Here is a 13,279-nt window from a genome sequence, read left to right as displayed (position 1 = left end):
AAGATAAAAAACGTTTACTAACATTTAAAAAGCTAACACGATTGAATTAAATAAATAGGCTTAATTCTCGTTAGATACTTTTATGTTATTACTAGGCGCTTCCAGATAATATCCTTGCAGATAGCGCGCGCCCACACTCCATGAAACGGACATGGTCGCAGCATCCTCAATATAAGGCATCAATACATCAACCTTAATCTCATTGGTGCGGACGATAAGCGACTTGACTGCTTCTAGATTGTCTACTGCATCAATTCCTTCGACATAACTACGAGCTAAGCGCACCATATCGGGCTGAACAAAATTGGCAAGCTCAATGGATTTCGCAGACGAGCCAAAATTGTTGATACCAAGCTGACAATGTACTTGGGTGAGCGCTGAAAACTGAGACTTCGCTACCGTTAAATGGTCAGCGATATCTTTCTCATTAAACTGTAACGTTAAGGCGCCAGCTTTGCCACCGACAGCGTTGATTAACTGGCTGGCGACACTGGGTAATTTTTTATCGACTAAGGAAGCACTGGTCAACTGTACCAGTAAACGCGCTTCAGGATGAGATTTACGTACCTCATTGATTTTTTTACAGGCGTTAATCAGTACCCAGCGGTCGATCTTTTCAAGCAGTTCATGGGATTTGGCAACCGCCATAAATTGGTCGGGAGTCAATACAGTATTTTCGGCATCTGCCAGTGGCAACTGTAGATATACCTCAAAGAAGTCACTACGATCATTATTAATGTCATATATCGGCTGGAATGACAACTCAAAACGATTATTTGTAATCGCATCAACCAGAGATTCTGCAAGCGCATGATCGTCACTATTGGCATGTTCGCTAGCATCGTACAAATGATATTTACCACCATGATTGGATGTCTCAATCATAATCTGACTGATAGCATCCATTGCGCGCTCAAGCAATACTCTCGGCTCAGGGGTATTTTTTTCAATTTTAACGATAGCAATACTGGCTGTAGTATTGGTGGTACGCTTATCAACTTCGATAAACATCTTGCTGATATTCAAACCAATTTGTTCAGCCAGCTTTTCAAGCTCTGCCGTTGTCTGATTTTCCACTAATATGGTAAACGCAGTATCACTAAAACGGCTCACATGACCATCTGCTACCAGCTCATCTAACGCCTGAGCAACCTGTTTAACCGTGCTATCAATACCTTGCAGACCCAAGCTGCTTCTAATTTTACCGATATTATCGAGTTGAACGTATAAAAGACCAGCCGTCAAAGATCCCTGCTTTGCCTGCTGGTATAATGATGTCAACTGCTCTTCAAAGCCGCGGCGGTTATCAATGCCTGTTAAGCTATCTTTACGCTCAGCTTCGGCCAGACGTTTGGCCACTTCAGCACTGTTACTGTTATTTTGTTGAATAATAATCTGAGTAACTGGCTCACCATCAAGTGTCGCGACGGCTAACTGTAATTTTGCCTCAAACGTACTACCGTCAGTACGCCGACTCTCAAAATTAAACTCAACGTCTTTACGGCCACCTTTATCAAATTGACGTAAAAACTGTTTAAAGGCTTTAACGTTGTCGCCACCTGCGATCAAATCAATAATCGGTATACCAATGATGTCGTTCATCGCCTCAAAACCAAATAACTGCAGATACGGGTCATTGGCAAAAATATGAATACCTTGATCGATATAAGCAACTGCACTTTTAGAGTTTTTAATGAGTACGTTCGCCCGTTGCTCTGCCTCAGACAGCACGTGACGCAAGGTTGTAAGCTGGCGGCGACTACGCAAATTGTCGTGCAGCAAGCAAATAGATATGATTACAGCCATTTCTCGTTCTGCACAGATTGCCTTAACCATCGTACCATTCACAATAGACGGCAAGCCTTCTTGATTATGAGCATTACCTGCAGTATCTTTATTTATCAAACAAACCGATGGCAAATCAACACCTTGTTCTTGAACGATACCAACCACATCGGTAAAATTCATATCGTAGGCTTTACCAAAAACCAATACATCCCAAGACTGCCGTAGCGACTTTAATAATTCATCTTTATCATCCAAAAAACCTAAATTCACACTGTCATAGTACGAACCTAACAAGTGTACGAGTCGCTCAGCGTAAAGCTGATCATCATCGATAACCAATAAGTTTAAGATGGACTGAGTACGCATAGAGAGCCTTTTTTAATCTTATAAAATAATTTGATGAGTCATTATCGCTCATGGCGCAGCTACTAAATAAAAGAAGTATAACATAGCTATTATAAACAATAATTTAACCGACTGCTGCTTAACTTACAATGGCAATTGTTAAATCATGCGAATCAATAAGGATGTTTTAGACTGCAAGTTAAATTTATATGGTTGCGCCTATACGATACCTGCATATTAGTAGCAACTAGAATGCTACTAACTAGATTTGTACCACTTCATATTGGCTAAACTCATCGGTGGTCATCAAATGACGCACTAAGCGCAAGGTCTTTTGTTTATTATCGATGCGCATTATCACTCTATCACCTGTTTGAAAATGAGAGGTGGGTAATAATAGGCTATAAGCTGTTTGTAATTGCTCATCGTCACCGACCACAAGTGCTGGTATAAAATGCCGACTGCGAGTTCCTCTATCCTGTAGGCGGACTCCGCAGGGAATTAGCTTATGACCAAGCACTTGCCATTCCAGCTCAGGTTTTTCAGTATCCAGATTGAGCCAGCGTACTACGCCAATTGACCAATCAGAAGAGGCAGCATTGTCAGAGCGACATAGTAAAAAAAGACTCATTATTGGTAGTGGCGGCGGTGCAATACCAGTAGGAGTATCATTTTTGCAAGTCTCGTTTTTGCAAGTCTTGTGTTTAGAGGTTGTGCTTTCATTAATCAGTGTTGTATCGCATGCTGCTTCAGTATTGGCTTTGACGCTTGCTATTGATACCCTAGCAGCCGTTAGAGGTTGGGATTTTTTAGTGGAGGATTGTGCATCTGAATCTGAATCTGAATCTAACTGTAGCCGTAGCGTACGAAAGTGTGACAATTGATTATCACTATCAAAAATATCTACCGCTAACGCTTTATGGCTAGATGTATTGTTTGGCAAAGTATCATAGCGAGGCTGCTGATGGTCTGGTAGCGCTTTTGCTTCAATCAGGCTTGTTAAGCCTTTTCCGTTACTAACACGATAATGGATGTCGTTAAATCCCGTCACTACCTGCGCAATTTTTTTTGCACTATGTTTGATAGGTAATGTTAGTTGCGGCTGAATATAACGATAGCTGATCGTCATCGAGACATTATTCATCAAACAGTACTCAGCCCCTTCTTTACCTGTATCGATTAACGCTTGAGCACGTGATTTTAAATACGTCACCATAGCCGCCAGTTCTATAAACAAGCACGTATGACACGCGTCGTAAGGATTAATACTAGAATGGGCAGTCAAATAAGTTGGAGGCTCTTTACTATCCAGGTCAACGAATACTCGTGTTGCTGTGTGCGGCTCTATGGTCGCCACTATATGCTCAGCCCACTGCGGCAGCAAACGCTGAACCAGTAAAATATTAGGTCGACGCATCGCACGTACATTCAATAAGCTGTGCAAGCATATTTGACAGTATAATTGATGAATAGTATCAGCGCGGTGAGTAGCAATGTACGCACTCAAATTGATATCAGATGCCTGTTGCTGACAAGCCATATGGTACAGCTGATTGAGGTTCGACCAAACATATGCTAGTGGTTTTTGATAGCAAAGGGCGTCTTCAAATAGCAACTTTTGATACATCAGCAGCGTTTGGTAAGTGGCTATAGCCAAGGTAATTGGCGACGACCTTTCGGTGGTGAAATAGCGCTGCCAAAGACTGGGGGAAGATTGCTGCTGTTTGTCCTTTAAAAAATTGATTTCGCGGTGTATTACACCGTCATAGGTCATAATCATTAAGTAATATAACGACTTTACCCGAGCAACATAGCCAAGCTGAGTGTCATTAAAAGCGTCTGTCTCGTAAATATAGTGTTGTCGCAATGTTGCGATTAACTGATTGGCTGCATCAATCACAATGCTGGTTAATGTTAGACGCTGCCGATCATCCATGTTAGCCACACGTAACTCTGTCAGTATTTTTTCTAATTGTTCTGCTTGCTGCGCTTCTGTTTGCGCAGGCAGCAATGCCGCCCATTTACGCAAGTGCGGCTCATTGCTACTCACAAACGCATTTTCCGTCTGCAATAAGGATACATCAGCTGCTAAATATTCTTGGAATGTCGATAAATTTACCATTACTATCCTTAGTAATTGCTCAAGTTATCCATAGGCTTATAAGAATTTATGCTTAAAGGCGAATGTTAATCCCATGCATGACCATTTACTGACCTATTTATGCTTGGTTGATTGGGCTTTATTGGCTAAACAACTTTAGTCGCTCTTTGTTTACTAAAATTTTCAATAAACCATATTGCCCACTTTACACAGCATTGTAAATATCAATCGGCACCTTAAAAGGTTTATTTGGCAACTCCCTAACCAATTTAGGCACTAAATAGCCCGGTAACTCCGCGAGTAATGACCAATAAAGCTCAATTGCTACGCGCTCCTCATTATCAAAATGGGCGGCGCCTGCTACTTTATCTAATACATGTAGATAATAAGGCAGTACTCCCGCCGCAAACAAGCGCTGACTTAACGCCGTTTGTGCAGCAACGCTATCATTGATTCCTTTTAAAAGTACCGCTTGGTTTAACAAGGTAACTCCAGCAGCTCGAGCACGCTGCAAATACTCTGCGGTGAGCGCATCTATCTCATTGGCATGGTTACAGTGAATCACCATGACGATTTTACAGCGGCTTTGTGACAAACGTTCTAATAGCGCATCGTCCAGCCTTGCTGGTATCACTAAGGGTAGACGGGTATGTATACGTATGGTGGTCAATTGCGCAATTGCTTCTAACGTATCTAGCCAAGCAAATAAACGTCTATTGGTCACATTCAACGGATCACCACCACTCAGAATCACCTCGTTAATTTCAGGATGAGCGCTGATATAATCGATGATGCTTTGCTTTGTATGAGCCGTTGGCATATTGGCACTATAGTCAAAATGCTGACGAAAGCAGTAACGACAATGAATCGCACAAGCACCAGTAATCGTTAACAACACTCTTGATTGATACTTATGCAGTAAGCCTTTAACTGGATTGTGGGCATTTTCAGCCAATGGATCTGCCACGTAGCCCGTAACTATGATTTGTTCTTTTTGATTGGGCAGTACTTGTCTTAATAAAGGATCGTTACGATCACCGACTGTCATTTTTGCCACAAAAGCACGCGGCACTCGCAGCTCAAAATGGTCAGGTACATAGACTTCTGCGCGCAGTGATTCAAGCTTTAATAGTTCAAGCAACTCATCAATAGAGGTGATGGCTTCGGATAATTGCGTTTGCCAGTTTTTTTGTGTGATTAAATGGTTTATCATGACAACCTAATACTTGTAAGCCAAAAGTCGATATTATACGCTCTTAGTACGTAGCCTATCAAAGCATATGACCTATCCTTTAAACACTGAGGGAAATAATGAATTTTTGCACTGCAAGTTTAATATCCAACTTTTAATGACAATATGTAAAACCTTTACTGATAAACACTTATTCATGAATCCTTATTTATAAACCCTTATTTATCAACCCTCAGGAGTCTTCCGTGGCAAGTTTTTCTACTAATGAATTTAAAGCTGGTCTCAAAGTCATGCTCGATGGCAATCCTTATTCCATCTTAGAGAATGAGTTCGTCAAACCGGGTAAGGGACAAGCCTTTAACCGCGTCAAAATGCGCAATCTACGCAGTGGTCGCATGCTCGAGCAGACTTTCAAATCAGGCGAGAGCTTAGAGGCGGCAGATGTTATAGATACTGAAATGAATTATCTGTATAACGACGGTGAGTTTTGGCACTTTATGCATCCTGAGAGTTTTGAGCAGCTACAAGCAGACAAAACAGCGGTTAGTGATGCGATAAAATGGTTAAAAGACAACAGTAACGCCTTATGCACCATTACTTTGTTTAATGGTGTGCCGTTATCAATTACGCCGCCTAACTTCGTTGAGTTACAAATTACCGAAACTGATCCCGGTCTACGCGGCGACACCTCGGGTGGCGGTGGCAAACCTGCCACGTTAGAAACCGGTGCCGTGGTTCGTGTACCATTATTTGTACAGCAAGGCGAAATAGTCCGTGTTGATACCCGTACCGGTGATTATCAAACGCGCGTCAGCCAATAGTATTGCTAAAATTCTGATTCTATTTAAATGGTAATGCCTATTTAATAACAGTTTAGAGCAAATTAAAATAGCTTTTATGCATTATAGTTTTAACAAAAAAAGCTTAACCGCTCTATGAGTGGTTAAGCTTTTTTACTGGTTTATCATTCGCTATTTCAAACAGCAACCTACGCTTCTGACGATCGCTTATGCATCAGCCAATACTGTACCAACGCATTCAGTTGCTCTTGCTTAAATGGCTTGGTGCAATAATCCTGCATACCAACATCGAGGTATTTTTTGCGCTCGCCATCCATCGCATTGGCAGTCAATGCAATAATAGGCGGCAAGTCTTGAGGCGCATAGAGCTCATGCAGTTTAATAGTTGCCTGTACGCCATCCATAATTGGCATATGATGATCCATCAAAATGACATCATAACGCTCAGGATACAAAGCAAAAATCTCAATCGCTTGTTGCCCATCACTGACATGAGTAACAGTATGACCGCTATTATTGAGTGCTTTTTTGGCAATCATAGCGTTGACACTATCATCTTCGACCAATAGAATATGGCCGATAAGCTCGTCGCTAGGCACTGTCATGGTAAGGTCATTGGACGCTTGCCATGTCTCATAGCCTTCTTCATCAATAGGCGGTAAAGGCAATAAGACTCTAAAAGTGGTACCAACACCGACTGTACTATCCACTTCGATATAGCCACCCATGAGTTCAACCAAAGATTTACAAACAGACAATCCGAGTCCCGTACCGCCATAAAGGCGATGGGTAGATTTATTTGCTTGATCATAAGCATCAAATATCGCATCCAGAGATTCCGGCTTAATACCAACACCCGTATCTTTGACCTCAATACACAGCGTCATACCTTTATGAGCAACCAAGTTAACACCATCGGCCTCGTCATAAATCCCATACTCTACATCCCTGTTTTGACCTTCTACAGCATCGTGATCCATAGCACTGTGACGCATGACATTGCTACAATCATCACTATCTTCACAAGGATTGTTTCGCATATGCTTGACATCAATACTCACTCGACCGCCTTCACGCGTGAATTTAATGGCATTGTTAACCAGATTTACCATCACTTGTTTGAGCCGTACCGGATCCCCTTTGACGTAAGGCGACAATGACTCGGTATAATGATAATCTAAAACCAGACTACGTTGACGGGCTTTGATAGCAAATAAGCTGACCACCTCATTACATAAACTGGATAAGTTCATCGGAATAGAATCGATGGTCATTTTACCCGCTTCGACTTTCGACAAATCTAAAATACCATTGATAATCGCTAGTAAATGCTCGTTTGAGATTTTTATATTATCGACATACTCTTTTTGTTCAGCGCTAAGCTCAGTTTCACTTAACATCTCAACCATACCGATAATGCCATTCATTGGCGTCCGTATTTCATGGCTCATATTGGCCAGAAACTCTGATTTCATCTCATTGGCATGCTTGGCATTACGTTGCTGGTCCTGTAACTGTAAAGCATCGGCAGCCATCATCGCAAACTGAGCCAATAAATCAGCTTGTTTATCAGTAAAATCATGGTGAGGCTGCATATCCATCAAACATAGCGAGCCCAAACGATAGGTTTTACCGTCTTCATGCATAATGATTGGCGCACCCGCATAAAACTGTATCTTAGGCCAATCGGTAACCAATGGATTCTGATTAAATCGACTGTCTTTCGTTAAATCTGGCACCACAAAAACGTCATTTGAGAGCACGGTATAATTACAAATAGCCACTTTACGCGTCGTCGTACAAACACCACCAAGCCCATGGACAGATTTTAGATATTGGGTATCCTCATCCATAAAGGTAATGGTCACCACTGGCATGTTAAAAAACAGTTTGGCAAGCTGCGTTAATCGCGCAAAAGAAGGTTCTTCATTATTATTTAGCACCTGATATTTTTTGAGCTTATTGATACGCTCAACTTCATCTATGGCGATGGGATAACTATTCTCTAGCAAGTTGGATGTAGACAAAATGGACTCCTTTAATTCATATCAGACGCTTGGCTTAGCAGCCGCCTGCTTGAGCAATAATTGTAATGCTTCACTCACCATAAGCATTGCGACTACAGAGGTAACGACTACCGCCGAGCCATAACCCCCACAGTGCAAACCACCAGTCTGACCACTTTTATCTACGCGCGGTGGTTCTGTCGAATAAACACACTTGATACCAAACTTTTCTTTTAAGGCACTATTAATGCCTTTTTCATGGCGTAACTTATTACGTAGTTTGGCAAGTAGTGGGTCTTGGTAACTATCGCGTAAATCGCCGACTCTAATCTGGCTTGGATCTATCTTACCGCCCGCCCCACCTGCACAAACCAGTTTTAACTTGTTAAACCGGCAATGCAGCGCGATAGCAAGTTTGGCATTCATATCATCAACACAATCTAATATCACAATTGGGCCATTTTGAGCAGCAGCCTTGGCTTCTTCACGGCTGGGTAATAATGTGGCTACATTTTCAACAGTCAGAAAGTCATCAATTAAATGCAGTGTAACTTTTGGATTGATTTCACGAATTCGCGTTGCCATCGCCGCAATCTTACTCTGCCCAAAAGTGCTATCTAAAGCAGGCAGCTGCCGATTAACGTTAGAGGCAACCAATATATCCAAATCAATCAACGTAATACTACCCACTGCCGTTCGAGCCAAGGCTTCTGCTGCCCAAGAACCTACCCCACCAACGCCAATCACATAAACATGTGCTGCGGCAAATGTGTCTACTGCTGAAGTGCCATACAGCGTCTGTGTGCCTTTAAAACGGCGCTCATATTGCTCATCTAAATCATCAGAGCTCTGTGATTTTTTAATAACAGGTTGCATTTTTTCAGTAGTGCTCTGCTGGGTAATGGTTTGCTGCCGTTGTATTTCTTCAGTCATAACAATTTAAAGGCTCTTTTAAAGAATTTTATTATTTGTTAATCAGCTTATTAATAAGCATAAGCTAAATTTTGTAGATCGGATAATGCCATTTTGTTTGTAAAGCCATGCAACTGTTGTGCCACAATTGCTCAGCAAGAACAGCAGGTGGCACATTAAGTAACTCACTCAGACTTAATAACACATAGGGTAAATTAGCAGGCACATTTCTATTATAAGTAGGCGTATCACTCCATTCGTTATCTGGACTTTGTCCGAACACTGACGCTTCATCGTATAAACTGCCGTATAAATCACTATCTAAAGTGTTATCAGAAGACATAATAGGAGTCATATCTGGACAGTCAGTCTCGATAACTAAACATTCAATACCATAATTATCGACAGCTGCTTGAATAGCAAGGCGCAATTTTTTCGCATTGGGATTGGTTATTTGACCAGTAACGCCAAGCTTAAAACCTAATTTCACAAATGCTTTGGCTTCCTGCACACCACCACTAAAACTATGCGCAATACCGCCAAGCTTATGTGCGTCATACGTATGCGCTTTTAATAACGCCAAGGCTTCAGCATGAGCTTTGCGAATATGGAGCATCACCGGTAGCTGATGAACCACTGCCATATCCAGCTGAGCTTTAAAAAAATACTGCTGCTTGGCAAGCATTTCAGGCTGCTTCATGGTATCTGTAAAAGTATCTAAACCAATTTCACCAATGGCAAGCGGACGCTTTTTATTGAGCATCTGCGCCATATTTTCTAAATGCGCTTCAGTATGCTGCTCGATATAAAAAGGATGCAAACCTAGCGCAATATGCGCCTTGAGAAGTGATTTTTTTTGATAAAACGACTCTTTTTGGCGAATATCCTTTCCTGTAGTAGACGGCATTTCTTCAACTAATCGTAGCTCTTCATTTGGTAGTTCTTCATTTAATAATCGCTTTGTTTCGTAGAGTCGATCAAAATGTCGATACAAATAGCCAACTAATACCAGATGACGTACGCCCTGATCATAAGCAAGCTGTGCCTGCTTACCTCTATCAGAATCAAACACAGGTGCATCGAAATGAGTGTGTGTGTCAATTAGAGGAAAAATAGTAGGTCGTGTTTCATCGTCGATAAATGATGTCCTAATAGTAGTCATCAATAGACTCCAAAATTAATAATTGGTACCACAATTTTTCTTTTATAAATAATGAGGTTCAAACCGTTACCTTTAAAAAACTATCTTTAGACCATAAGATTTAAACAGATAGATTCTCTACTTTACCATGCATTTATTTTTGCTATTAATTTTAATCGTCTGCTTTAACCGCTATCTTTATTGTTAGATTTACGCAACAACGCTCTATCTGCCTTTTTGCTACTACGCCGTGGGATTAGTAATAGGGCAACGCCAACTGCGCTTAAGGTAAGCCACTTTTTTTTATTGCTAGAAGTTGCCATTGTATTTACCTTTTGAAATTTACCTTTTTGAATGAGACAGCTGCGAATTTATTACTATAATTTTATCAATATCACTGCATCGCAGTACATACTTCATCGCTATACATATTGCTACTATTAAAAGCCTTATACGCCTATGTTATCTGCTTTTATTATACTCGTATACAAAGGTTGCTATGTTTATCTGTGTTATGAATACGCAAGCTAATGTACGGTGTATCTATGACACCGTACATTGATAATAACTTAAGATTCGTATTTTACAGTATGCTTTGAGAGACGCTTTACAAAGTGAATAAAGGCCGTTAACGATTTAATGGATAAGTGGTGATACCACTGCTTGGACTATCGACTTTCGTAAAACCTTGCGACGTCGATTTCGGCTTTTGGTCGCGCTTAGGAATAAGGGGATTGAGTGGCATCAATTCGTAGTCTGCACTGACATTGCCATTCCAGCCTTCCGTACCACTTAATGGCAGCTGTTTAATCGTACCGTTTTTATCAATAACCAATTGTAGCACGCGCATTTGATTATATTTACGCTCTGTGACGCTTGCCACCGCGCCGCCATCACGTAAGATAGTCGGCTGTAAAAATATGATTAAATTGCTTTTTTGGCTATTGTCATTGTCCGAGCGGAACAATCGACCAATAAAGGGCACATTACCCAAACCTGGAACCTTTTGTTGGCGCGTGGTGGAGTTGTCACGCATCAACCCACCTAAAGCAATGGTCTGCTGATCATCTGCCAAAATGGTCGTATTAATAAGGCTTTTATTAGTAATCAGACCACTAGCGTTTCCAGTACTACCTGGTACAACTGACGAAACCTCTTGTGAGACCTCTAAACGTACAGTGCCGTTTTCACCAATATGTGGGATAACATTTAGATTAATACCAATATCTTGCCGATCGATCGTCTGAAATGGGTTAGTCGAAGAGTCACTACCAGTAGTATAAGAACCTGTTACAAAAGGCACGTTTTGACCAACCAAGATACTGGCTTTTTCGTTGTCCAACGTCAAAATAGAGGGCATAGATAGCAGATTGGCACTGGTCGAAGAATCAAGTGCTTGCAAGATGGCGCCGTAAAACTGTGCATTACCTTTGCTGTCTTTACTACTACTGCCAATACCAACCAAAGCACCCACGATAGAGCTGGCAGCAGCACTAATAGCTCCTCCACCTGCTGCTCCACTTAACGCTGCTGCTGCCAGACTGGTTGCACTCGCACCGACGTTATTAAAGTTCACTACGCCGTAGCCACTATTGGCATTACCTAGCGCCCATTGAACGCCAAGCTGAGTGGCATCATCACCTGACACCTCTACAATCGCAGCTTGAATCAATACTTGAGCGCGGCGACTGTCCAACTGATTGACAGCATCTTCAATTTCAAACATCAGCTCAGGTGCTGCATTAACAATAACTGCATTCTGAGTTTCATCAGCGATGATACTAAAAGGTCGACCACCGATACCTGTACTTGCACCACCTGAGTTGTTATTCGGTAAAGCGGCGCTACTTGTGTTTCCAACACTGTTATTACCCACACTACCGTTAGCGCCACTATTTAACGTCGATCCTGTCGTAGCGGCATCGTTCAATGATGCTGACTCTAATGTTGAGGTTGCGCCAGAGCTGTTGATAGATTGGCTAGCAAGTAGTCCGCGGAGCATTTCTGCAATATGACCGGCGCTAGCATATTTTAAGCGAAAGACACGTAGACCACTCAAACGCCTTGTAGGGGTTGTGTCCAACTGATTAACCATTTCTTGAACTTTGGCAATCATCTCAGGACTGCCTTTAACCAGCAGTCTATCACTAGCTGTATCAGCGATAACTTTGAGTTGATTATTAGCACCTTGTGCTTGCCCGCTACCAGCGCTCGCAACCAGCGCGCTAATCAACTCCATCATACGTTCGGCATCGACATGACGTAGCGGTATCACTTGCAACCCATCATTCACATTGCTGTCTAAATCGCGTATGAGCGCTGTCAATTGGTTCAGGCTATCAGCACGATCAGACAATACCAAAGCATTAACCCCAGGCACAGCGGCGGCATGTGCGGACGGTGGCATCAGTGGTCGGATAACGCCTAAGACTTCTGTCGCTTGTGTATTGGTCAAATAAATCACGCGCGTTGCTAATGCTTCACCGACACTTTCACCGCGTAAATCTACAGCCACACCAGTTTGTTTGGCGACATTATCTGGTACCAGCTTAATCGTTGTTCCTGAATCGATAGCAGCAATACCATTGACCTGCATCACACTTAAAAATAGCTGATAAATCTCATCACGCGACAATGGCTTATTGGAGATAACGGTCACATTACCGTTGATGCGCGGATCAAGCACAAAGTTTTGATTAGTAATTGTCGCCACTTCATTGATAAATGCTTTGATATCAGCGTCTTGTAAGTTGACTTTCCAGCTCTCAGCACTGACCAGTCCGGTACTAGCCGCCCATAATGGCACTGCTAAGCAAAGCGGACGACACAGCCGCATCAAACGCTGCAAGATATGATGCAAAGGCGTGACTGAAAAATTATAAAAACTGACCATATTGATAATTACCTACAGTGATGGCGCTTGATATGTACTGAGTTTAATGTGCAATGAGCTTAATATGTATTGAACGTTGTTGGCTATAATATTGCTAACGA

The 13,279-nt window shown here is 41.9% G+C and carries 9 protein-coding genes; 1 reads left to right on the top strand and 8 read right to left on the bottom strand.

What is annotated here, in order from left to right; all coding sequences use genetic code 11:
* Positions 1-60: 60 nt before the first annotated feature.
* The 3 genes from WAZ74_RS01910 to epmB all read right to left on the bottom strand — a co-directional run bounded on the left by WAZ74_RS01910 (position 61) and on the right by epmB (position 5,447).
* Positions 61-2,154 (bottom strand): EAL domain-containing protein, encoded by a 2,094-nt coding sequence (locus WAZ74_RS01910; RefSeq protein ID WP_422305219.1) that lies wholly within the window; start codon positions 2,152-2,154, stop codon positions 61-63.
* 241 nt (positions 2,155-2,395) lie between these two features.
* The gene (locus WAZ74_RS01905) at positions 2,396-4,255 is read right to left on the bottom strand and encodes a hypothetical protein (RefSeq protein ID WP_422305217.1); all 1,860 of its coding nucleotides are present in this window, start codon (positions 4,253-4,255) and stop codon (positions 2,396-2,398) included.
* A 184-nt stretch (positions 4,256-4,439) separates the two neighbouring features.
* On the bottom strand, positions 4,440-5,447 hold the full coding sequence (gene epmB / locus WAZ74_RS01900; protein WP_422305215.1) for an EF-P beta-lysylation protein EpmB: 1,008 nt from the start codon (positions 5,445-5,447) through the stop codon (positions 4,440-4,442).
* Between the two features lie 224 nt (positions 5,448-5,671).
* On the opposite strand from epmB, the gene efp reads away from it, so the two are divergent.
* Positions 5,672-6,247: an elongation factor P gene (gene efp, locus WAZ74_RS01895; protein ID WP_422305213.1), complete on the top strand. Its 576-nt coding sequence runs from the start codon at positions 5,672-5,674 to the stop codon at positions 6,245-6,247.
* Between the two features lie 167 nt (positions 6,248-6,414).
* On the opposite strand, the gene WAZ74_RS01890 is transcribed toward efp, so the two are convergent.
* The 5 genes from WAZ74_RS01890 to gspD form a co-directional block, all read right to left on the bottom strand.
* Positions 6,415-8,253 (bottom strand): ATP-binding protein, encoded by a 1,839-nt coding sequence (locus tag WAZ74_RS01890; protein WP_422305211.1) that lies wholly within the window; start codon positions 8,251-8,253, stop codon positions 6,415-6,417.
* Positions 8,254-8,274: 21 nt separating this feature from the next.
* Positions 8,275-9,108: a tRNA threonylcarbamoyladenosine dehydratase gene (locus WAZ74_RS01885; protein WP_422305357.1), complete on the bottom strand. Its 834-nt coding sequence runs from the start codon at positions 9,106-9,108 to the stop codon at positions 8,275-8,277.
* A gap of 121 nt (positions 9,109-9,229) precedes the next feature.
* A complete protein-coding gene (locus WAZ74_RS01880; protein ID WP_422305209.1) occupies positions 9,230-10,306 on the bottom strand; it encodes a TatD family hydrolase in 1,077 nt (358 codons plus the stop codon).
* Positions 10,307-10,470: 164 nt separating this feature from the next.
* Positions 10,471-10,608: a hypothetical protein gene (locus tag WAZ74_RS01875; RefSeq protein WP_422305207.1), complete on the bottom strand. Its 138-nt coding sequence runs from the start codon at positions 10,606-10,608 to the stop codon at positions 10,471-10,473.
* Positions 10,609-10,913: 305 nt separating this feature from the next.
* A complete protein-coding gene (gene gspD / locus WAZ74_RS01870; protein ID WP_422305205.1) occupies positions 10,914-13,178 on the bottom strand; it encodes a type II secretion system secretin GspD in 2,265 nt (754 codons plus the stop codon).
* Positions 13,179-13,279: the final 101 nt, after the last annotated feature.

The sequence above is a fragment of the Psychrobacter sp. genome, from assembly GCF_049295055.1.
Classification (GTDB): Bacteria; Pseudomonadota; Gammaproteobacteria; order Pseudomonadales; family Moraxellaceae; genus Psychrobacter.
Note: the sequence above shows the minus strand (reverse complement) of the source record. Positions and strands in the feature narration are given on the sequence as shown.